Origin of the sequence: Streptomyces ochraceiscleroticus (assembly GCF_000720485.1) — a bacterium.
Classification (GTDB): Bacteria; Actinomycetota; Actinomycetes; order Streptomycetales; family Streptomycetaceae; genus Streptomyces; species Streptomyces ochraceiscleroticus.
Genome location: NZ_JOAX01000005.1, coordinates 453,099 through 475,136, shown reverse-complemented (window position 1 = coordinate 475,136; position 22,038 = coordinate 453,099). Strand labels below are relative to the sequence as shown.

21 protein-coding genes are annotated in these 22,038 nt (G+C 71.6%); 13 read left to right on the top strand and 8 right to left on the bottom strand.

Annotated features, from left to right (window positions below; genetic code table 11):
• The coding region (locus IG84_RS0109910) for an aldehyde dehydrogenase family protein (protein WP_031053981.1) at positions 1-642 on the bottom strand (642 nt) is incomplete at its 3' end.
• 168 nt (positions 643-810) lie between these two features.
• On the bottom strand, positions 811-2,055 hold the full coding sequence (locus IG84_RS0109905) for a GAF domain-containing protein (RefSeq protein ID WP_031053978.1): 1,245 nt from the start codon (positions 2,053-2,055) through the stop codon (positions 811-813).
• Between the two features lie 293 nt (positions 2,056-2,348).
• Between IG84_RS0109905 and IG84_RS0109900 the strand changes: the two genes are divergently transcribed.
• From IG84_RS0109900 to IG84_RS0109890, 3 genes are read left to right on the top strand one after another with little or no spacing between them, the layout of a single operon-like run.
• Complete coding sequence (locus IG84_RS0109900) at positions 2,349-3,599, top strand: iron-containing alcohol dehydrogenase (protein WP_037799675.1); 1,251 nt, start codon at positions 2,349-2,351, stop codon at positions 3,597-3,599.
• A 10-nt stretch (positions 3,600-3,609) separates the two neighbouring features.
• Positions 3,610-4,989 (top strand): MadS family sensor histidine kinase, encoded by a 1,380-nt coding sequence (locus tag IG84_RS0109895; protein ID WP_031053975.1) that lies wholly within the window; start codon positions 3,610-3,612, stop codon positions 4,987-4,989.
• Positions 4,979-5,662 carry a MadR family response regulator transcription factor gene (locus IG84_RS0109890; RefSeq protein ID WP_031053972.1) on the top strand — a complete coding sequence of 228 codons (684 nt, stop codon included), beginning with the start codon at positions 4,979-4,981 and terminating at the stop codon, positions 5,660-5,662. Before IG84_RS0109895 ends, IG84_RS0109890 begins: the two co-directional genes overlap by 11 nt.
• 90 nt (positions 5,663-5,752) lie before the next feature.
• On the opposite strand, the gene IG84_RS0109885 is transcribed toward IG84_RS0109890, so the two are convergent.
• From IG84_RS0109885 to mdo, 5 genes are all read right to left on the bottom strand, one after another.
• On the bottom strand, positions 5,753-6,394 hold the full coding sequence (locus tag IG84_RS0109885) for a GPR1/FUN34/YaaH family transporter (protein ID WP_031053969.1): 642 nt from the start codon (positions 6,392-6,394) through the stop codon (positions 5,753-5,755).
• Positions 6,395-6,502: 108 nt separating this feature from the next.
• Positions 6,503-7,429, bottom strand: a complete 927-nt coding sequence (gene mftM / locus IG84_RS0109880) for a mycofactocin oligosaccharide methyltransferase MftM (RefSeq protein WP_031053967.1) — start codon at positions 7,427-7,429, stop codon at positions 6,503-6,505.
• Complete coding sequence (locus IG84_RS0109875; protein WP_031053965.1) at positions 7,426-8,967, bottom strand: VWA domain-containing protein; 1,542 nt, start codon at positions 8,965-8,967, stop codon at positions 7,426-7,428. Before IG84_RS0109875 ends, mftM begins: the two co-directional genes overlap by 4 nt.
• 15 nt (positions 8,968-8,982) lie before the next feature.
• On the bottom strand, positions 8,983-10,215 hold the full coding sequence (locus IG84_RS0109870) for an AAA family ATPase (protein WP_031053963.1): 1,233 nt from the start codon (positions 10,213-10,215) through the stop codon (positions 8,983-8,985).
• A 96-nt stretch (positions 10,216-10,311) separates the two neighbouring features.
• Entirely contained in the window at positions 10,312-11,604 is a 1,293-nt protein-coding gene (mdo, locus tag IG84_RS0109865) for an NDMA-dependent methanol dehydrogenase (RefSeq protein ID WP_031053960.1), read from the bottom strand.
• A 252-nt stretch (positions 11,605-11,856) separates the two neighbouring features.
• Between mdo and mftA the strand changes: the two genes are divergently transcribed.
• The 10 genes from mftA (at position 11,857) to IG84_RS0109815 (ending at position 21,173) form a co-directional block, all read left to right on the top strand.
• Complete coding sequence (mftA, locus tag IG84_RS39255; RefSeq protein WP_063761771.1) at positions 11,857-11,979, top strand: mycofactocin precursor MftA; 123 nt, start codon at positions 11,857-11,859, stop codon at positions 11,977-11,979.
• Positions 11,979-12,254: a mycofactocin biosynthesis chaperone MftB gene (gene mftB / locus IG84_RS0109855; protein WP_031053958.1), complete on the top strand. Its 276-nt coding sequence runs from the start codon at positions 11,979-11,981 to the stop codon at positions 12,252-12,254. Before mftA ends, mftB begins: the two co-directional genes overlap by 1 nt.
• Before the next feature lie 15 nt (positions 12,255-12,269).
• Positions 12,270-13,460: a mycofactocin radical SAM maturase gene (gene mftC / locus IG84_RS0109850; protein ID WP_031053956.1), complete on the top strand. Its 1,191-nt coding sequence runs from the start codon at positions 12,270-12,272 to the stop codon at positions 13,458-13,460.
• Between the two features lie 61 nt (positions 13,461-13,521).
• On the top strand, positions 13,522-14,691 hold the full coding sequence (mftD, locus tag IG84_RS0109845) for a pre-mycofactocin synthase MftD (RefSeq protein ID WP_031053954.1): 1,170 nt from the start codon (positions 13,522-13,524) through the stop codon (positions 14,689-14,691).
• A gap of 30 nt (positions 14,692-14,721) precedes the next feature.
• Positions 14,722-15,456: a mycofactocin biosynthesis peptidyl-dipeptidase MftE gene (gene mftE, locus IG84_RS0109840; protein WP_037799669.1), complete on the top strand. Its 735-nt coding sequence runs from the start codon at positions 14,722-14,724 to the stop codon at positions 15,454-15,456.
• Positions 15,453-16,250: a mycofactocin-coupled SDR family oxidoreductase gene (locus IG84_RS0109835; RefSeq protein WP_031053950.1), complete on the top strand. Its 798-nt coding sequence runs from the start codon at positions 15,453-15,455 to the stop codon at positions 16,248-16,250. Before mftE ends, IG84_RS0109835 begins: the two co-directional genes overlap by 4 nt.
• A complete protein-coding gene (mftF, locus tag IG84_RS0109830) occupies positions 16,247-17,764 on the top strand; it encodes a mycofactocin biosynthesis glycosyltransferase MftF (protein ID WP_078648720.1) in 1,518 nt (505 codons plus the stop codon). Before IG84_RS0109835 ends, mftF begins: the two co-directional genes overlap by 4 nt.
• A 122-nt stretch (positions 17,765-17,886) precedes the next feature.
• Positions 17,887-19,818 carry an acetate--CoA ligase gene (acs, locus tag IG84_RS0109825; RefSeq protein WP_031053946.1) on the top strand — a complete coding sequence of 644 codons (1,932 nt, stop codon included), beginning with the start codon at positions 17,887-17,889 and terminating at the stop codon, positions 19,816-19,818.
• Positions 19,819-19,871: 53 nt separating this feature from the next.
• Positions 19,872-20,462, top strand: a complete 591-nt coding sequence (locus tag IG84_RS0109820; RefSeq protein ID WP_031053945.1) for an adenylate kinase — start codon at positions 19,872-19,874, stop codon at positions 20,460-20,462.
• Positions 20,463-20,645: 183 nt separating this feature from the next.
• The gene (locus tag IG84_RS0109815; RefSeq protein WP_078648719.1) at positions 20,646-21,173 is read left to right on the top strand and encodes an ATP-binding protein; all 528 of its coding nucleotides are present in this window, start codon (positions 20,646-20,648) and stop codon (positions 21,171-21,173) included.
• A gap of 12 nt (positions 21,174-21,185) precedes the next feature.
• Here the strand turns inward: IG84_RS0109815 and IG84_RS0109810 are convergent, their stop codons facing one another.
• Positions 21,186-21,884 carry a UdgX family uracil-DNA binding protein gene (locus IG84_RS0109810; protein WP_078648718.1) on the bottom strand — a complete coding sequence of 233 codons (699 nt, stop codon included), beginning with the start codon at positions 21,882-21,884 and terminating at the stop codon, positions 21,186-21,188.
• Positions 21,885-22,038 lie beyond the last annotated feature (154 nt).

Below are 22,038 nucleotides of genomic sequence, written 5' to 3'. Positions count from 1 at the left end.
GTTGACCACGCCCGGCGGCAGCAGATCGGCGATCAGGTCCATGAGGACGAGGAGGCTGGCCGGGGTCTGCTCGGCGGGCTTGATGACCACACAGTTGCCGGCCGCAAGGGCGGGCGCCAGCTTCCAAGTCGCCATCAGCAGCGGGAAGTTCCACGGAATGATCTGGCCGACCACGCCCAACGGCTCGTGATAGTGGTACGCGACGGTGTCCGCGTCGATTTCGGAGAGGCTGCCTTCCTGCGCGCGTACCACCCCGGCGAAGTAGCGGAAGTGGTCGACGGCCAGGGGGAGATCGGCGGCCAGGGTCTCGCGGACCGGCTTGCCGTTCTCCCACGTCTCGGCGACCGCCAGCTTCTCGAGATTCTCCTCGATCCGGTCGGCGATCCTGTTCAGGATGTTGGCACGCTCGGTGGTGGACGTGCGGCCCCACTTGCCGGCCGCGGCGTGGGCGGCGTCCAGGGCGAGGTCGATGTCCTCGGCGGAGGAGCGGGCCACCTGGGTGAAGGTCTTGCCGTCCACCGGCGACGCGTTGTCGAAGTACTCGCCCTTGACCGGCGCGACCCAGTCGCCGCCGATGAAGTTGTCGTACTGCCGGGCAAAGCTGACGACGCTGCCGTCGGTGCCGGGCTGGGAGTACACCATTGCTGCGCTCCTCGCTGGGAATCAATGTGCGGGTGATGTGACGGCAACGCCGTCGTAACCCTGCTCACTGTGGCCGCACGAGGTTGGCGAAAGGTTGGGGAACTCCGTGTAAACGGCACGGTACCGGCACGCCACGCGGCACCCGGTGCCGTCAAGCCCCTGCGGCTCTCAGGCCCGCAGCGCCGTCCGCAGCCGCCCGGCGGCGATCCCGCGGCGGACGTCGTGCGTGCCCAGTACATCCAGCGCGTGCTCGTGCACCGCGGCGTCGTACGGCGCGTACTCGCCGAACCGCAAGGCGTGTTCCGGGCGGGCGCTGGCCAGTACGGCCTCCCGTACGGCGACCTCCAGGTGCTCGCGCCACGCCACGATGCCCGGCGCCTCGGAGTCGGGCAGCAGCGGGCCGCGGTAGTGCCGTACGGCGGTCTCGGTGTCACCGCGCTCCAGCGCCCGCAGGACTTCGACGGCATCGCAGGTGACGGCGGTGGTCAGGGCGTACTTGCGGGTGGCGACGGCGCCGCCGAGCGCGCGCCGCAGATGGGAGACCTCCGCCTTGAACGTGGAGGCGGTGACCGGCCGGTCGCCGTAGAGCGCCTCGCGCAGCCGGTCCGGCGAGTAGCCGTCGGGCTCCAGCGCGAGCAGCGTCAGGATCTCGAGCTGGCGGGGACGCAGCCGCAGGAGCGCGCCGTCCCGTACGACATCTTCGCTGCCGAGGCACGAGAGCCGCACCTCCGAGGCGCGGCCGTCCTGCCCGGGCAGCGCCCCGGGGGCGGTCCGCAGTCCGGCCTCGATGCCGGCCGCCAGGGTCCGTACGGTCGACATGGCCAGCGGGTGCGAGCGGTCCCAGGTGGTGGAGAGGTCCAGCACGCCCAGGATCCGCCCGTCGGGGGCGTGGATCGGGGCGCAGTAGCAGACCCAGCCGTGCAGCGCGGCGACCAGGTGCTCGGCGGAGAAGACGGTGGCCGGACGGCCGGTGCGCAGCGCGAGCGAGAGCGCGTTGGTACCCATGGCGGGCTCGTCCCACCGGCCGCCGGGGGCGAAGTTGACGCGCTCGGCCCGGCGCCGCATGACGCGGCCGCCGCAGGTCCACAGGATTGTGCCGGACTCGTCGGTGACCGCGGCGACGAACCCCGCGTCGTCGGCGATGCTGCGCATTTCGTCGGCCAGCGCGGTCACCGGGCCCCGCAGCAGCGACCCGGACCAGCCGGACCCCACCGTGCCGCCCTCGGAGGTCGGCGCGCTGTCCCGCTGCGGGTCGACGGAGTCCAGCGAGCGGACCCAGGATTCGGTGACCTCGCGGCGCAGCGCCGCGTCGCCGGGCAGGACCCGGCGGACCGTCTTCAGCTCCGGCACCCGACGGGCCCACTCGCCCTCCAGCGCGGCCCGTCGCTGCCGAAGTCCCACATGCTCTGACATAGCAGTTCCCGACGGAATAGCAGTTCCTGGCTTCTTCATCGTCGTCATGCCCATCGGCACGCGCTGGTGATCATTGTCCGGCGCACTGTCCTGAAATGCACCTGACCGATCGGAGGGGCAGGCGCGCCATAATGGAGAGTGCGCGGCGCGAGTGAGCACGCCTACCTTGTTTACCGCACGTCACGGCTCTGTTAAATCTATGGAGGTCGCGCAACCGCTGGCGATGTCTCGTGCCCTGCGTCATTGACTCCGCAGTCTGGAGGTCCCGTGCCCTTTCTGCCGGGAGGCCCATCATGACCGAGAGTGACCGGTCAGCCGGCGACTGGTACGGCGACGCACGCCCGGAAGAACTGGTCGGCCCGCAGCGGATCGCACCAGGTGCCGGACGTGAACCGTGCCATCTCGCCAAGTTCCACGCCCCGGAGATCGTCTTCGGACCCGGGTCGCTGGCCGAGCTGGGGCACTGTGTGCTCCGGGTCGGCGGGCGGCGCCCGTTCCTGATCACCGACCCCGGGCTGATCGAGGCGGGCTGGGTGGACGAGGCCCTGGGCCATCTGCGGGCGGCCGGACTGCGCCCCATCGTGTGGCACGGGGTGACACCCAACCCGAAGGACCACGAGATCGCGGACGCCTTCGAGCACTACGCGGCGAGTGGTTGCGATGTGGTCGTGGGGCTGGGCGGCGGTTCGTGCATCGACGCGGCCAAGGGCGTGGCGATCCTGTCCGGCAACGGCGGGCGCATTCTCGCGTACGAGGGCGTGGACCAGGTCGTGCACCCGATCCCGCCCACGGTCATGGTGCCCTCCACCTCCGGCACCGGCGCCGACGTCTCACAGTTCGCGGTGATCACCGACACCGCGGCACACATCAAGATCACCATCATCAGCCGCACGCTGGTGCCGGAGATCTCGGTGATCGACCCCCGGCTGCTGACCACCATGCCGGAGTGGCTCAACGCCGCCACCGGCCTGGACGCGCTGACCCACGCCATCGAGGCGTTCGTCTCCCGGGCGCACAATCCGCTGACCGACAACCACGCCCTGCACGCCGTGCAACTGATCACCGGCCATCTGCTCGGCACCCAGTTGCGGCCCCGGGAGGTCAGCCCGCGGCTGGCGATGGCACAGGGGTCGCTGGAGGCCGGCATGGCGTTCACCAACGCGATCCTGGGGGCGACGCACGCCATGAGCCACCAGGTCGGCGGCCTGCTGGACGCGCCGCACGGCGTGGTCAACGGCGTCCTGCTGCCGCACGTCATCCGGTTCAACGCCGATATGCTGCCGCAGCGTTACCAGGCGCTCGCCACGGCGGCAGGACTGGCGGACGAGGGTGCGCCGTCGAACGAACTGGCCTACGCCCTCGCCGAGAAGGTCCGGGAGCTGGCGGACGCGGTGGGCGTACCGAAGAATCTCAGCAGTCTGGGGGTCACCGAGGCCGATGTGCCCCAACTGGCCCGCACCACCTTGAAGGACGCCTGTCTGGCCACCAACCCGAGGGACGTGGACGTGGCGGACATCGAGGCGCTCTTCCGCGCGGCCCTGTGAGGTGACCGCCATGAACGAACCGGACCGGGACCCGCCGCCCACCGCCGACCTGGGCGTACTCACCGGCCTGCGCTCGGGCAAGCGCTCGTACTACCCGGCCTACATCCGCTCCACCGAGCGCCTGGAGCGGGCCGTGGAAGCGCTGGACGGCATCTCGCGGGCCCTGGTCCGCACGGCCGAGGGTCCGCGCGCGCTGGTCGAGGCAGTGGTACGGGCGGCGGCCGAGCACCTGCAGGCGCGCTGGCTGCTGCTGGCGGTGGCGGACGGCGCGCTGCGCGCGGCCCGGCCGCGCTTCCTGCTCTACGCCGACGATGTACTGATCGACGACGAGTCCCGGCTGCCCGCCGAGGTCCGCGCGCACCTGGAAATCCTGCGGACCCGGCCCTGGGAGGCCGAGTCCACGCCGGGCGGCGAGGGGTGGGTGCGGGCGCCGATGACCCTGGACGACGAACCGGTGGGCGGCATCGTGGCCCGGCCCGGCCCCGGTCTCGAGGTGGCCGCCACCGACCTGGCGATCCTCCGGGTGCTCGCGAACCAGGCCGCCGTGGCCCTGCACAACTCCTTTCTCTTCCACGCCGCCACCCGGCTGCGCGGCCGCACCGAGCAGCTCTCCGAGGCGGCGCAGCGGCAGGCCAGGGACCTGGCAGCGCGCAGCGCCGAGCTGGCCGAGACCCAGGCGCGGCTGCTGCACGCGATGCAACGGCAGACGCTGGACGACGAGCGGCACCGCATCGCCCGGGAGCTGCACGACAGCGTCACGCAGTACGTACTCAGCGCGGGCATGACCATCGAGGTGTGCCGGGCGGAGCTGGCCGCGATGGGTGGCCCGGCCGAGGACATCGCACTGCGGCTGACCTCGGCCAAGGACCTGAACCGGCAGGCCGTGGAACGGCTGCGCAACGCGATCTACGCCCTGCACCACACCTCTGACGAACCATCAGGACCACTGCCGGTGATGCTGGAGCGGCTCTCCACGGTCCACCAGACCACCGACCTGGAAGTGCGGGTACGGGTGGAGGGCAGCCCGGTATCACTGCCACCGCAGGCCGAACAGTCGATCCTGCGGCTGGCCGGTGAGGCGCTCTTCAACTCCGCCACCCACGGCAAGGCCGACCGGGCACTGGTACGGCTGCGCTACCTGCCCGACTCGGTCACGCTGAGCGTCTCCGACGACGGCAGCGGCGATCCGGCCCAACTGCGCCGGGCGCTGCGGCTGTCCCGGGCCGGTGACACCTCGGGCCGCCACCGCGGACTGACGAACATGGTCGCCAGGGCCGAGGAGCTGGGCGGCATCTTGTCCATCCGCCGGTCGCGGATGGGCGGCATCCTGCTGCGGGTGGCCATCCCCCTGCCGGTGGGCGTCGAACAGGAGGAATCCGATGATTACTGAACAGCAGGCGCCGGCCGCACCGCTGACCTCCCCCGTACGGATCATCCTGGTCGACGACCACGCGATCGTCCGGCACGGGCTGCGCTCGATCCTGGAGCGCGAGGAGGACCTGGAGGTGGTGGGCGAGGCCAGTACGGCCGCCGAGGCCATGGCCGTCATCGAACGCGCCCGCCCCTCGATCGCACTGCTGGACCTGAAGCTGTCGACGGGCGCCGACACCGAGGGCCTGGACCTCTGTGCCAAGCTCACCGAGCGGCACCCGAGCCTGGCGGTCCTCGTCCTCACCACCTTCCTGGACGACTCCCTGGTCGCGGCGGCCATCCAGCACGGCGCGCGCGGGTACGTCGTCAAGGACGTGGACACCACCGAACTGCTGCGCGCCATCCGGGCGGTGGCCCGTGACGAGAGCGCCTTCGACTCCCGGTCCGCGGCCGCGATGGTGCGCTCGATGCGCGTCAAGGCCGATCCGGAGCCGGCGAAGGCCACCTTCACCGAGCGGGAGCAGCGGGTGCTGGAACTGCTCGCCCACGGTCTGAGCAACCGGGTCATCGGCGCGAAGCTGTTCATCTCCGAGACCACGGTGAAGTTCCACGTACGCAACATCATGCGCAAGCTGGACGCCAGCAGCCGTGCGGAGGCGGTGTACGAGGCGAGCAAGATGGGCGTGATCTGAGGGCCCTCGCCAGCGGGCAGGACGCGAAGGGGCGGGGGCCGGCTGTGGCCGGCCCCCGCTCGCCTTCGGATCGGTGGTGCGTGCGCCGGGTCAGCCGCCCACGGCCGGCCGGCCGAGCGGCAGTCCGCGTCCGCCGGTGGCCACCGACGTCACGTGGAAGAAGAGGTACGCGCCGACCGCCGCGAAGGAGAAGACGGTGTATCCGCCCGCGGTCTGCAGGGTCGCGGAACCGCCCAGGGTGGCGAGCAGAACCAGCGTGAGTGCCACGTCGATCAGCACGAACAGCAGGGTGAAGGCGGCGGGCAGCCGCAGGGTGCCGAGCGTGAGCAGGACGACGGTGGCCAGCCAGGAGATCAGGAAGAGTGCCTGGGCCCCGGTCGCGGCTTTGGGGGTGATGCCGAACCAGTTGTGCAGCAGCCCGAGGACGAGGACCGCGTAACTGAGCCAGAAGCCGGTGAAGATGCCGAAGATCGCGGCGACCGCGCTCTGCCCCAGGGCAGCCGCCCAGAGCGCGGCGATGAGCTGCCCGATGGCGGTGGCGGCGAGGATGATCGTGACCGGTGCGCCGACGGCGTCCGCCGGTACGTATCCGATCAGGGTCAGGCCGAGGGCGATCGAGCCCACGATGAAGGTGGGCACGCCGATCAGTGCCGGATCTCCGTCCAGCGGTCCGGGTGTTGCCTGTGCCGCCGCGGTGGGTGTCTCCACCGCGGCCTGTTCCGATACAGCCATCGGACGCTCCTTTGCATCTCGTTGCATGCTGGTGAGGTGGCGCAGGTTCGAGGTGGCGCAGGTCTGTGGGATGGCGCAGGTGTGTGTCGTGGCGTGCGGGTCAGGGGGTCAGCCGGTGTCCAGGACCAGCCAGCCGCCGTGGTACGACGAGGCGGTGTACGGGCGGCCCGTGCGGCGGCCCATGCGGTCCAACTGGTCCTGGTCGAAGCACCGGACGTGGCCGTACGCGGAGGTCGCCTCGTCCTCGTACGGCACGGCGACCACCACCCGCCGCCGGGCGAGCCGCAGTGCCTCCTCCACTACCGCGTCGCCGTGCTGGGGATCGAGGTGTTCGAGCACGTGGATGACGGTGACGGTGTCCACCGACGCATCCGGCAGCGGCACCCGCGACGCGTCGCAGGCCAGGGTGCCCAGGCGCAGGCCGAGCGCCTCCGAGGCGGCGCCGAGCAGCCGCATGGTGCCGCGCGAGAGGTCGGAGGCGATCACGGTGTGGCCGGGGCGACGGGCGAGCATCAGCGGCAGGAACCCGAAGCAGGAGCCCATGTCCAGGACGGTGCCCGCCTCGACCAGGTCCAGCGTGCGGCGGTACACGGGTGCGAACCCCGCGATCGAGGAGTGGTCGCAGTCCGCCGCGGGATCCTGCCAGCACTCCCGGATCCGGGTCAGTGTGTTCTCGTAGAAAGTGGTCCAGGCGGCCAGCGGTCCGTCCACGCAGGAGCGCACCACGCCGGTGAAGACCCGCTCGAAGATGTCGGGACCGGACAGCCAGCCGGGCGCGAACAGCTCCTCCGCCAGCAGCCCCGCCAGGTCGTTGTCCAGTTGGCCGGGACGCAGCCAGTGGCCGACTTCCACCCGGCGGCCGCGCCGGCGCAGACAGAAGTGCTCGGTCCGCACGATCGGCGCAGGATCCCGGTCGCGGCCCTGCGACGGGCTCTCCCGGATCACGACGACCACGTCGTCGGCGTACCGGCCGGGCGCATTCGCCGCCAGCGGATCGATGCGTTGCGCCGCACGGCGCAGATCGGGAACGCTCATCGTCCGGTCGCCTCCGCCGCCATCCGGTGGGCCGTGCGCTGCAGCCCTGCGAGGTCCGCGACCACCTGGACGCGGTCGCAGAACTCCGCGTAACGCGGCAGGTCGCAGGCGCCCAGGCCCCAGGAGTACCGGGGTTCCGGGGTCAGCCAGATCGTCTGCCGCACCCTGCGGGTGATCTCCTCGAAGGCTCCGGTCCGCGGGTCGTTGCCGTTGCCGCGGCCGTCGCCCAGCACGATCAGGCTGGTGCGCCGGCCCAGGGCCGCGGCGTGGTCGGCCAGCAGCAGGTCGAAGGTTTTGCCGTAATCGGAGTTGGCATCGGTGTCGAGCAGTCCGCCGCCCTGCAGCCCGTCGAAGACGAGCCCGAGGGCCCGCTCCAGCGGATGCTCGGTGAACAGCTCGGTGATCTCGGTGGGTTCGTCGACGAAGGCGAAGGAGCGGACCTGCCCGAAGAGCGACTGCAGGCCGTGGACGAGGTGCAGGGTGAACCGTGCAGTGGCCCGTACCGAGAGCGAGACGTCGGCCAGCACCACCACCCGCGGCTTGTCCTCGGCCCGGACGGTGGTGACCGGGCGGAACGGAATGCCGTCGTAACGCATGTTCCGGCGCATGGTGCGTCCGGCGTCCACCCGGCCGCGCGGGCTGACCCGGCGGCGGCTGGTCAGCGCGCCGCGCACGGAGCGACCCACGCGCCGCAGCGCCTCCTCCAGTTGGGCCCGCTCGTCCTCGTCGACCGAGTCGAGGCGGGCCCGTTCGACGGGCTGTGCGGCCTCCTGAGCCACCGTCTCCATGCCGGCCAGCCGCTCCAGATGCCGCTTCAGCAGCTCGGGCAGGTTCCCGATGACCCCGGTGAGCTGCCGGCGGAGCGCGGCGAGGGCTTCCTCGTCGGCGTCGTCGTCATCAGCTTCCCGGTCGAGCCAGCCGAAGAGGGCGTCCTGCTGGGCGACGGTCAGTTCGGTGTCAATACGCTGCCCGGTCGCCGTGGCGAGCTGTCCGGGGATGCCCGCGCCGTGCAGCCGTTCGGTCTCCAGTTGCACGGAGGGGGCCGCGTCCGCGCCCCCGGTCGCCCGGTCCTTGGACAGGACGATCTCGTCGGTCATCGAGGCCATGTCGATCTTGTTGGCCTCCTGGTGCAGGTTGTACTGCTGGGCCAGGTCCCGCTGGTCGAAGTAGTCGCGGATGTCGGCGGGCTTGTCGTGGCTGTGGCCCTGCTGCGGCAGCTCCGAGGGCTCCTCGGAGACGGTGAAGGACTCCAGTGCGCCGGTGTCGGTGAGGTCGTCGTGCTCATGGCTGTGGCCGTGCCCGCCGTCCCCGCCGCCCACCGGGAGCAGCGAGAAGTACGCCGTGAACAGCTCGTCGAAGACCTCGTCGTCGCGCCGGTCCTTGACCAGCGTCATCCGCAGCGCCTCGCGCAGCGTCTCCCTCTGGTCGAGCACCCCGGGCTGGGCCGCCCCGCGCATGGCGTCCATGGCTTCCGACACCGACACCCGCAGCCCGAAGAGGCGCAGCAGGCGGACGAACCGGTGCACGCTGCTTTGCATGCCCTCGCCCCCGGCTCAGTCGGTCCGGCGCCGGGCGATGGCGGCGAAGGCACGGGCGCCCTGGCCGCCGCCCGGCTTGGGGCGGCTGACCGGGCCCGCTCCTGGCGCGCCGTAGTAGCCCTCGTCGTGGCGGCCCTGCTGGTCCATGGCGGTCCGTACGGCCGTTCCATCGGGCTCGCCGTCATGGCCGTCGTGGCCGTCGTGGGGGCCGTGATCGTGGCTGTGGCCCGGACCGTGGTCGTGCCCGTGGTGGTGCCCGTGCCCGTCGTGATGGTGCCCCGGAGCGGGCAGCTCGCGGTTGGGGTCGACCAGCCGGGGCAGCACGCCCAGCGCGCGGTTCATGTCCCGCTCGTACTTGAGGACCACGTTGGCGGTCTCGGCGAGGATCTCCGGGTCCAGTTCGTCGACACCGAGTACGGCCAGCGTGCGGGCCCAGTCGATGGTCTCGGAGATGCTGGGGCTCTTGCGCAGGTCCAGCTCGCGCAGGCCGCGTACGACCTCCACCAGCAGCTGGGCGGCGGCCTCCGGCAGCCCGGTGTCCTTCGAGCGCAGGATCTCCAGCTCACGGTCCGCGTCCGGGTAGTCCAGGAAGAGGTGCAGACAGCGCCGCTTGAGCGCGGCGGACAGGTCGCGGGTGTTGTTGGAGGTGAGCACGATGTACGGCGGGACCTTCGCGGTGTACGTGCCGATCTCGGGCACCGAGACCTGGTACTCGGCCAGGCACTCCAGCAGTACGGCCTCCAGGGCCTCGTCCGCGCGGTCGACCTCGTCGATCAGCAGGACGGCCGGCTGCTCGCCGCGGATCGCGTCCAGCAGCGGGCGCGGTGCGAGGAACCGGTCGGAGAAGAACACACTGTCCTGTTCGCCGATCCGGTGCACGGCGGTGGCCAGGTCGGGCGCGTCGGCGGTGAGTTCACCGATCTTGTCCCGCAGCATCTGGGTGTAGAGGAGCTGCTTGCCGTAGTCCCACTCGTAGAGCGCCTTGCTCTCGTCCTGGCCCTCGTAGCACTGCAGGCGCAACAGCCGGCGTCCCGAGGCCGCGGCCAGTGCCTTGGCCAGTTCGGTCTTGCCGACCCCGGCCGGGCCTTCCAGCAGCACCGGCTTCTCCAGCCTGGCGAGCAGGAACACCGTCGTGGCGAGCCGGCGGTCGGCGATGTAGCCGTGGGCCGCGAAGCGCTGGACGACGTCATCGACCGAGCCGAACTCCTGGTCCTGAAACGGCTCCTGAGAATGATCTGTGCCGTGCACGATTCCTCCGTAACTCCGTCCGGGGGCGGAGCGGGGGCGGGGGGAGGTGCCGCCCCCGCTCCTGCCGATGTCGCTCGCTGGTCACTCAGGAGCGACTCAGCCGAGCAGGTCGTCCAGGTCGCCGTTCATGCAGTGCTCGACGACCGGGCGGACGGTGTCGAACGTGCACTCCTTGGCGTTGCCCGGGGTGCAGGCGTCACCGAGGACGTGGTGGGTGATCCGGTCGACGTCCGCGTCGTCGCCCTTGATGACCGACGCCTGCTCGTAGAACTTCGTCGGGCCCTGGCCCAGCCGGTTCTTGGAGTAGGAGTCCTGGGTGACGTCGGTGAACTTCTCCGGGATGCCGACGTCCCGAAGCAGCCGGATGCCGGCCGCCAGCGCCGCCTCGGCGGCCTTGACCTTGGTCATGCCGTGCGTGTCGACGCCCATCGCCTCGGCGATGTCGGCGAACCGCTCGTACTGCGCGGGCATGTTGAACGCCCAGACACGGGGCAGCGCGATGGCGTTGTTGAGCCCGTGGTGGGTGTCGTAGAAGGCGCTGATGGCGTGTGAGATGGAGTGGATGATGCCCAGGCCACCGGAGTTGAATGCCTGTGCCGCGATGTACTGCGCGTACATCATCCCCTCGCGCCCGGCCAGGTCCTGGCCGTTCCACACCGCCTGCCGCAGGTGCTGCGCGGTCAGCTTGATGGCGTGCAGCGAATTGCCCAGCGAAGGCTGGAAGTTGAGCCGCGAGACATACGGCTCGGAGGCGTGCGCGAGCACGTCGAAGCCGCACTGCGCGGTGTAGTCCAGCGGGCAGTCGTAGTACAGCGTCGGGTCGTCGATGGCGAGGGAGGCCACCGAAGCGTCATCGAACGCCACGTACTTGTGCGGGTTGTCGGGGTCGGTCGTGGTGTCCGTGATGACGTACGCCCACGAGGTCTCCGAGCCGGTTCCTGCGGTGGTGGACACCGCGATGTGCGGCGGGTTCTTGGGGTTCTCCGACTTGTTGAAGCCCTCGAACTCATTGACGCTGCGGCCGTCGTGCGCGACCGAGATACGGGCGCCCTTACAGGCGTCGTGCGAGGACCCGCCGCCGATGGAGACGAACGAGTCGCACTTGTTCTCCTGGTACATCGCCACGGCGTCCATGACGTTGTAGTCCTTGGGATTCGACTCGACCTTGTCGTACACGACGACCTCGAGGCCGTGGTACTTCATCGACTCGACGATCTTGTGGACGGTGTCGCTGCCGCGCAGGCCCGTGGTCATCACGAGCGTGCGGCGGAAGCCGAGCTTCTTGGCCTCGGGGCCGATCAGTTCATGTGCGCCCGGGCCCATCATCGCCCGGGGGAAGGGGTGGAATTCCTTGATCGGAAACGGCTTGAGAAGTTCATCGACCTGCATGATCTCCGGTTCCTCTCTGCTCGACGAGTGGCGTGATTCACCTTCCGGGAGCGGGCCGCGACGGGGGTACCGGCCAGGCGGACGGCAGCCGGGCGCGATCGGACGGGAGGGTGCCCGTCCGTTCGGACGGGGTGCGCGGATGCCCCTCCGATCGGACAGGTCGAGGGGGCCCGGTCGCATGGTGGGGCGGTCCCGAGGCCGCGCCTAACGTCGAATCCGTTCCCACCAACCCCTCTCTCCAGGAGGTCCGCCATGCAGGACGACTTCACCGCGATCGAGCAGGACAACGACGCGACCGCCTTCACCCCCGAGGACCTGACCGAGGAGCTCCTCGTCGAAGAGGTCTCCATCGACGGCATGTGCGGCGTGTACTAATGCCCGCGCCCACCGCCTCCTTCAGTCCGGACCGGGGCTACCGGCTCAATCCCAACGTCGCGCTGCGCCCCGAGCCGTTCGGGGCGCTCGCGTACCACTTCGGCAACCGCCGGCTGTCCTTCCTGAAGGACCTGGCGCTGGTGGAGCTCGTCGAGCACCTCGGCGAGCACCCCAGCGCCCGGGAGGCGCTGGCCACGCTGCCGGCGGCGCAGCACGAGCCGACGCTTCGCGCGCTGGCCGTGCTCGCCGCCACCGACATGATCGTCCCCGTTTAGAGAGCTGGAGCCACCATGCTCGTCGAGCAGTTCAAGCACGGGCTCAACGCCCCCATCTGTCTGACCTGGGAGTGGACCTACGCCTGCAACCTGGCCTGCGCGCACTGCCTGTCCTCCTCCGGGCGGCGCGACCCGATGGAGCTGTCCACCGACGAGATCAAGTCGGTGATCGACGAGCTGCAGCGGATGCAGGTGTTCTACATCAACGTCGGCGGCGGCGAGCCGACCGTGCGCGCCGACTTCTGGGAGCTGCTGGACTACGCGATCGCCCACCAGGTGGGCGTGAAGTTCTCCACCAACGGGCTGCGGATCACGCCCGAGCGCGCCCGGCAACTGGCCGCGACCGATTACGTCGACGTACAGATCTCCCTGGACGGCGCGACCCGCGAGGTCAACGACGCGGTCCGCGGACCCGGCTCGTACGACATGGCGATCCGGGCCATGGAGAATCTCGCCGAGGCAGGCTTCGAGAACTTCAAGATCTCGGTGGTCATGACCCGGCAGAACGTGTCGCAGTTGGACGACTTCGCCGCGATCGCCGACCGGTACGGCGCCCAGCTGCGCATCACCCGGCTGCGGCCGTCCGGGCGCGGCGCGGATGTCTGGGACGAGCTGCACCCCACCGCCGAGCAGCAGCTCGAGCTGTACGACTGGCTGGTCGGTCACGGCGAGCGCGTCCTCACCGGCGACTCGTTCTTCCACCTCAACGCACTGGGCTCGGAACCGATACCGGGGCTGAACCTGTGCGGTGCGGGGCGCGTGGTGTGTCTGATCGACCCGGTCGGGGACGTGTACGCCTGCCCGTTCGCCATCCACGACGCGTTCAAGGCGGGCAACGTCCGCTCCCCCGGCGGCTTCGCCGAGGTGTGGCAGTCCTCCTCGCTGTTCCAGGAGCTGCGCGGCGAGCAGACCGGCGGCGCGTGCCGCTCCTGCTCGGCGTACGACGTGTGTCAGGGCGGCTGCATGGCGGCGAAGTTCTTCACCGGGCTGCCGCTGGACGGCCCGGACCCCGAGTGCGTCAAGGGCCACGGCGCCACCGCACTGGCCGCCGTCGACCGTGCCGCGCTGCCCCCGCAGGGCACCGACCACTCGCACAAGGGGCCGGTGCGCAGCCAGCCGGTTTCCCTGGGCATGCCCGCGCTGAAGGTCAGCCGCCCGGACCGCTTCTGCGACGAGAGCCCGCTGGCCGGCATGGAAGCGCGGTGAACGGCAGCAGCGTCGCGCGTCCGAACGACCGAACCGAGAGACGACGAAAGAGGAAGAAGCCATGAGCGGTTGGTTCGAGACCGTGACGGAGGCCCAGCGCAGGGCCCGGAAGCGGCTGCCGAAATCCGTCTACAGCGCATTGCTCGCCGGCTCCGAGAAGGGTGTGTCCTACGACGACAACACCACGGCCTTCACCCAGCTCGGCTTCGCCCCGCATGTCGCCGGACTGTCGGCCAAGCGTGAGATGGCGACGACGGTCATGGGGCAGGACATCTCGCTGCCGGTGATCATCTCCCCGACGGGCGTACAGGCCGTACACCCCGACGGGGAGGTGGCCGTGGCCCGCGCGGCGGCGGCCCGCGGCACGGCGATGGGCCTGAGCTCCTTCGCCAGCAAGCCGCTGGCGGACGTCGTCGAGGCCAATCCGCAGACGTTCTTCCAGGTGTACTGGATGGGCACCCGGGACGTCATGCTGCAGCGGATGGAGCGGGCCCGCGCGGCCGGGGCCAAGGGGCTGATCGTCACCCTCGACTGGTCCTTCTCACACGGCCGGGACTGGGGCAGCCCCAAGATCCCCGAGCGGCTGGACCTCAAGGCGATGCTCCGCTTCGCCCCCGAGACGCTGTCCCGCCCGCGCTGGCTGCTCGACTTCCTCAAGAGCGGCAGCATCCCGGACCTGACCGCGCCGAACATCGCCGAGCCCGGCAGCCCGGCACCGACCTTCTTCGGGGCCTACGGCGAGTGGATGCAGACGCCGCCCCCGTCGTGGGAGGACGTCGCCTGGCTGCGCGAGCAGTGGGGCGGCCCGTTCCTGCTCAAGGGGATCTGCCGGGTGGACGACGCCAAGCGGGCCGTGGACGCGGGCGTGACCGCGATCTCCGTGTCCAACCACGGTGGCAACAACCTGGACGCCACCCCGGCACCGATCCGCGTCCTGCCGTCCATCGCCGAGGCCGTGGGCCACCAGGTCGAGGTGCTGCTCGACGGCGGAATCCGCCGCGGCAGCGACGTGGTCAAGGCGGTCGCGCTCGGCGCCAGGGCGGTGATGATCGGGCGCGCCTACCTGTGGGGCCTGGCCGCGGGCGGCCAGACCGGGGTGGAGAACGTGCTCGACGTCCTGCGCGGCGGCATCGACTCGGCGCTGCTCGGGCTGGGGCGCTCCAGCATCCATGAACTGAGCGCCGACGATGTGGTGATCCCGCGGGGCTTCACCCGCTCGCTGGGCGTCTGAGATGCGACCGCGGTACCGGGAGAACACGCCATGAGTACCCCTCTCGCGGACCTGGCCTGGCCGGAGCTCACCGAGCGCCGCCCCCTGGTCCTGCTGCCCCTCGGCTCCTGCGAGCAGCACGGTCCGCACCTCCCGCTGGACACCGATGCCGCGGTGGCCTCGGCGGTCGCCGAGCGGGCCGCCGCCCGGCTGCTCGGCGAGCTGGACCTCGTGATCGCACCGGTACAGTCCTACGGGGCCAGCGGCGAGCACGAGGGCTTCGCCGGCACGGTGTCCATCGGGCACGTCGCGCTGCGGATGCTGGTCACTGAGATCGGCCGCTCGATGCTGCGCTGGGCGGGCCGCCTGCTGGTGGTCAACGGGCACGGTGGCAATCTGACGAGCCTGGCCGACGCGGTGACCGGGCTGCGCGGCGAGAGCCGGGACGTGGCCTGGTGGCCGTGCGTCCCGCGCGGCTCCGACGCGCACGCGGGCCGCACCGAGACGTCGATGATGCTGCGGCTGCGGCCCGAGGCCGTACGCGGGGAGCGGGCCGTCGCCGGGCCGACCGAGCCGATCCATCTGCTGATGGAGCGGCTGGTACGCGACTCCGTGCGCGGCGTCAGCCCCTCCGGCGTCCTCGGCGACCCCGAAGGGGCCAGTGCGAGCGAGGGGGAACGGCTGCTGGAGCGGATGGCGGCCGGCCTCGCCGACGCCATCCGCGGCTGGCAGGTGTCCGACCGGGGCCGGCTCGGCGCGGGCCTCGCGCACGGAGTCCCGCGATGACGGGCCCGGTGACCGGCCGGCGGGTCGCCGTCGTGACCGGCGCCGCCCGGGGCATCGGGGCCGCGACCGTGACGCGGCTGGCGGAGGACGGCTGGGCGGTGGTCGCGGTGGACCGCTGCGCGGACGATCCCGACGTGCCGTACCCACTGGCCCGGCCCGGCCAACTGGAGGCGCTGGAGCGGGAGTTCCCGTTGGTGCGGGCCGTGCACGCGGACGTGCGGGACGCGGCCGCGCTGCGGGCCGCCGTGGAGCTCGCCGAGACGGAGTTCGGCGGGCTGGACGCGGCCGTGGCCGGTGCGGCCGTGCTGCTCGGCGGGGGCCCGGTGTGGGAGCACTCCGACGCGCACTGGCGCACCCTGCTGGACGTGGACGTGCTGGGCGTCGCGCATCTCACCCGCGCGGCCGTCCCGGCCCTGCTCCGCCGGCCGCGGCCGCGCACCGGCCGGTTCGTCGCGCTCGCCTCGGCCGCCGCACACCGCGGACTGTGGGGCCTGGGCTCGTACTGCGCGGCCAAGCACGCCGTGCTCGGGCTGGTCCGCTCCCTCGCCTGCGACCTGCAGGGCACCGGCGTCAACGCGGTCGCCGTATCGCCGGGGTCCACCCGCACGGACATGCTGCGGGCCACCGCCGACCTGTACGGCCTGGCGGATACGGAGGAGCTGGCCGAACACCAGCTTCTGCAAAGGCTGTTGGAACCCGAGGAGGTCGCCTCCGTCGTCGCCTTCGCGTGCTCGGAAGCGGCCGCCTCGGTCACCGGAACCGTGCTGCACGCCGATGGGGGGTTCGCCGGATGACGACCGCACCGGATCTTCCGCCGCCACCTGGTACCGGACTGCCGTACGGCTTCGGTGTCGAGCTCGACGGGCAGGTGCACCGGTCGCGCGACGGCCGGCTGCTGCTCGGCGGCTCGCCGCCGCGGCTGCTGCGGATGACCGCCAAGGCGGCCCTTCTGCTGGACGGCGGCCGGTTCACCGTCACCGACCGGACCACCGCGGCGCTCGCCCGGCGGCTGCTGGACGCCGGAGCGGCGCATCCGCGCCCGCCCGCGCACCCGCCGGGCCGGGCCACGGTCGTCATCCCCGTGCGGGACCGGGCCGACCTGCTGGACCGGCTGCTGGCCGCCCTGCGCGCCGACCCGCAGACCGAGGACCTGCCGTTGCTGGTGGTGGACGACGGCTCGCGGAACCCGGCCCCCGTGGCCGAGGCGGCCCGCAAGCATGGCGCCCGGCTGCTCGTCCACCCGCACAACCGCGGCCCGGCGGCCGCCCGCAACACCGGACTGCGGCATGCCCATACCCCCTACGTGGCGTTCTGCGACTCCGATGTGCGGCCCGAGGCGGGCTGGCTGGCACCGCTGCTGGCGCAGTTCGCCGACCCGGCGGTGGCGCTCGCCGCGCCCCGGATCGTCGCGGTTCCCGTGCCCGGCCCCGGCCGCCTGGACCGGTACGAGGAGGTCCGCTCCCCCCTGGACATGGGCGCGCGCGAGGGCCCCGTCGTCCCGCTGTCCGCGCTCGCGTACGTGCCCAGCGCCACCATCGTCGTCCGCAGGTCCGCCGTCGGCAGCGGCTTCGCCCCCACGATGCGGGTCGCCGAGGACGTGGACCTGTGCCACCGGCTGCACGCCGCCGGGTGGCGGCTGCGCTACGTACCGCAGTCCCGGGTCGGCCACCGGCACCGCACCGACCTGCGGAGCTGGCTCGCCCAGCGCGCCGGGTACGGCACCGGCGCGGCGGACCTGGCGCTGCGCCACCCCGGCCAGGTGCCGCCGCTGTACAGCGCCCCCTGGTCGCTGGCCGCCTGCGCACTGCTGCTGCGCGGCGGCCCCGCCCCGACCGCCGCGGCAGCGGCACTGACCGCGGCATCCGCCGTACGCCTCACGCGGCGGATGCCCGATGCCGACGCCCCCGTCCGCGCGGGGACGCTCCTCTCGCTCGCCGCGCTGCGCGGCACCGCGGAACAACTGCTGCGCTGCGCGACCCGGCATCACTGGCCGCTCGCCGTGGCCGCCGCGGCATGCAGCAGCCGTGCCCGGTACGTGCTGCTCGCGGCCGCCGTCGCCGAAGGGCTCGCCGACCACCGGCGGTCCGGCGCGGCGCTGGACCCGCTCACGTACACGGCGATCCGGCGGCTGGACGATCTCGCGTACGGGTGGGGGGTGTGGCAGGGCGCCTGGCGCCGCCGCACCACCGCACCGCTGGTACCGCGCATCGCCCGGTCGCGGCCGGCGAAGGGCCGCCGCGGCGCCGCCCGGACACCCTTCGCCGAATCCGCGCACCAACCTCACACCAACCTTGCCCGGCAACAGTGACGACGTCGCGGGCGGGCGCAGCCGCACAGCAGCACCGCTCGCACCGCACTTGTGGCGTCATACCTGTTGCCTCACCCCTCACCCCTCACCCATCACCACGCTCATCCACCGGAGGCCCCCGCATGACCCGGCGAACGGACCGACACACTGCTGCCGAGGACCAGATCCCGGCCCCCGCCCCGGCAGACGACCGGGGCGGGTTCTGGGCGGAACAGGCCGCCCGGCTGCACTGGGACACTCCGTGGACGCGGGTGCTGGACTGGTCGGACGCACCGTTCGCGAAGTGGTTCGCCGACGGCCGGCTCAACGTGGCGTACAACTGCGTGGACCGGCACGTCGAGGCGGGCCACGGCGACCAGGTCGCCTTCCACTGGGAGGGCGAGCCGGGCGACACCCGGAACATCACCTACGCCGACCTGCAGCGCGAGGTGAGCAGGACCGCCAACGCGCTGCTCTCCCTCGGCCTGGCCACCGGCGACCGGGTCGCGATCCAGCTGCCGATGATCCCCGAAGCGGTGTTCGCGATGCTGGCCTGCGCCCGGCTCGGCCTGCCGCACAGCGTCGTCTTCGGCGGCTTCTCCCCCGCCGCGCTGCAGTCCCGCATCGAGGACGCCGAGGCGAAGCTGCTGATCACCGCGGACGGCCAGTACCGCAGGGGCCAGGCGGTGGCCATGAAGGACGGCACCGACGAGGCGGTCGCGCACACGCCGAGCATCGAGCACGTCCTGGTCGTCCGCCGTACGGGCTCGGCGGTGGCCTGGACCGAGGGCCGGGACCTGTGGTGGCACGACCTGGTGGATGCCCAGGCCGATACGCACACCCCCGAGGCATTCGACGCCGAGCACCCGCTCTTCATCCTCTACACCTCGGGCACCACCGGAAAGCCCAAGGGCATCCTGCACACCTCCGGCGGCTATCTCACCCAGGCCGCGTACTCCCACCGCGCGGCCTTCGACCACCGGGCCGGGCAGGACGTGTACTGGTGCACCGCCGACATCGGCTGGATCACCGGGCACTCGTACATCGTGTACGGGCCGCTGGCCAACCGCGCCACCTCGGTCATGTACGAGGGCACGCCCAACACCCCGCACGAGGGACGCCACTTCGAGATCATCCAGAAGTACGGCGTCTCGATCTACTACACCGCGCCCACCCTCATCCGCACCTTCATGAAGTGGGGCGAGGACATCCCGGCGCGCTACGACCTCTCCTCGCTGCGGGTGCTGGGCAGCGTCGGTGAGCCGATCAACCCGCAGGCGTGGCTGTGGTACCGGGAGCACCTCGGCGGCAACCGTACGCCGGTCGTCGACACGTGGTGGCAGACCGAGACCGGCGCGATCATGATCGCCCCGCTGCCCGGCACCGGCCTGGCCCCCAAGCCCGGTTCGGCCCAGACCCCACTCCCCGGCATCTCCGCCAAGGTCGTCGACGACCAGGGCGTCGAGGTCGGCAAGGGCGAGTCCGGCTACCTGGTGCTGGACCGCCCCTGGCCGGCGATGCTGCGCGGTGTCTGGGGGGACACGGAGCGTTACCGCGAGACGTACTGGTCCCGGTTCGCTCAGCAGGGTTACTACTTCGCCGGGGACGGCGCGCGGTACGACGAGGACGGCGACATCTGGCTGCTGGGCCGGGTCGACGACGTCATGAACGTCTCCGGGCACCGGATCTCCACCGCCGAGGTGGAATCGGCGCTGGTCTCCCACCCGAGCGTGGCGGAGGCCGCGGTGGTCGGCGCGACGGACGCCACCACCGGGCAGGCCATCGTCGCGTTCGTCATCCTGCGCGGGAGCGCCGCGGACGGCTCGGCCGAGGCCGCGGACACGATCACCGCGCTGCGGAACCACGTGGCGCAGGAGATCGGCCCGATCGCCAAGCCCCGGCAGGTCATGGTCGTGCCGGAACTTCCCAAGACCCGTTCGGGCAAGATCATGCGCCGGCTGCTGCGGGACGTGGCGGAGCAGCGGGAGATCGGGGACGTCACCACGCTCGCCGACGCGTCCGTCATGAGCCTGATCAACAACGGCCTCGGCGGCCCCGCCGCGAAGAGCGACTGACTCCCCTCCAGCCCCCACTCCCTCACGCAACAACCAGAAAGGCACCCTCCCCGATGCGACTCGTCCTCATCGGCCCGCCGGGCGCGGGCAAGGGCACCCAGGCAGCCATCCTCGGCACCGCCCTGGGCGTCCCCCACATCTCGACCGGCGACCTGTTCCGGGAACACGTCGGCGGCCGGACCCCGCTCGGCCGCCGGGCCGCGGAGTATCTGGACGCGGGCGCCCTGGTCCCCGACGACGTGACCAACGCGATGGTCCGGGACCGGCTGACCGCCCCCGACACCGCCAAGGGGTTCCTGCTGGACGGCTTCCCGCGGACGACGGCACAGGCCGATGTCCTGGCGGAGGTGCTCGCGGCCGAGGGGCAGCAGCTCGACGCGGTGGTGGAGTTCGACGTACCGGAGGACGTGCTGCTCGAGCGGCTGCTGGCCCGTGGCCGTACGGACGACACCGAGCACGTCATCCGCCGCCGCCAGGAGGTCTACCGCAGCCAGACCGCACCCCTGCTCGCCTACTACGAGGACCTTCTCCTGACCATCCGCGCCACCGGCCCCGTCGAGGACATCGCCGAGCAGGTCCTCGACGCCCTCGACGCCGTACGGGAACGCCGAGAGGCGTGGTCCGGCGAGCGGCGGGCCTCCTGACGGCCACCGGCGACCACCTGCCCCCTCCGAAAGGAGGGGGCGCTTTCATCCCCTTGCCCAGCTACGGCGCGCGAAGCGGATGCGTAGCGTCATTAGTGAAGCAGTGAAGCAGTGAAGTACTGAAGCAGTCACCAGGCGGTTCGCACACGCCACCCCCCCCTCCTGCACACTCCGGGGTCGATCATGAGCACCACAACCCTCCGCGAGACGAAGCAACCGCCCGCCGCGCCCCGCACGGCACAGCGGCCGGTTCCCCGGCCGGTCATCTCCCCCGCCCGGACGGCGCCGCCCGTAGCTCCCCACGGCTACCGGACCGGCCCCGATCACCAGGCCGTCCTGTCGCTGCCGGCAGAGGTGCGCTGGGTTCCGGCGGCACGTCACTGCGTCGCGGCCATCCTGGCCCAGTGGCGGTTCCCGTCCGCCGACCGCGAGTCCGCCGAGCTCGTCGTCGACGAACTCACCGCGAACGCCGCTCAGTACGGCCGTCGCGACATGACCGTCCACCTGTCCCTGTCCTCCGGGGTCCTGCGGATCTCGGTGACGGACTCCGGTGTCCCGGTCGGGCCGCGGCCGCCCCGGGACGCCGCCCCCGACGAACACGGCCGGGGCCTCGCCATCGTCGAACTCCTCGCCAGTGAGGTGCGGATGATCCAGGGCCCTCTCGGCCGACAGGTCAGCGTCGTCCTCCGCGCGGCCACCACGGGAACGTGAGCGACAAAGGCGCTAAGACTTACCGGACAGCGCGCCGGCCACGACACGCAGGTCCGACACCAGGCCGGCAAACGCCGCCTCGCGGTCATCGGACCGCAGAATCGCCGACGGGTGGAGTGTGGCGACGACGAACCCACCACCCCTCTCCCCCTTCTCAGCGTTCTCTTCCTTCTGAGGGAAGGGAATGAGCGTGCCCCGGTCCTTCGTCACCCGGAACGACGGCCCCAGCAGCGCCTTGCCGGCGGTCGCCCCGAGCGCCACCACCACCTCCGGGTCGACCAGGCGCAGCTCGGCATGGAGCCAGGGACGACAAGCCGTCATCTCCCGCAGGCTCGGTGCCTTGTGGATCCGGCGCTTGCCCCGCGACGCAGGGGTGAACTTGAAGTGCTTCACCGCGTTGGTGACGTACGCCTGATCAACGTCGATGGCGGCGTCCTGCAACGCCTTCCGCAAGAGGCCGCCGGCCGGCCCGACGAACGGCTCCCCCTGGCGGTCCTCCTGATCACCCGGCTGCTCGCCGACGAGCATGACGCGTGCCGAAGGGCTGCCCGCTCCGAAGACGGTCTGGGTGGCGTCCTGGAAGAGCGGGCAGCCCCGGCAATCCGCCGCGGAACGCCGATGCGCCGCAAGCCCACCGCGCTGCGGCAGAAACGGTGTGGCGTCGTACTGCTCCCCGGCGGAGTCCTTACCGCTTCCGGTCATCGGCGTCATCTCCTGAGTCGCTCTGCCACTTGCTCTGCCACTTGTCCTGCCGCGCTACCTCACTACTCCGGAACTCCCACCCATCTTCGCCGCCTTCCGCCGCCATCGCAGCCGGACACGCCCGCATCCAATGGACGGCTCGCGGCCACACTCCTCACGGTCT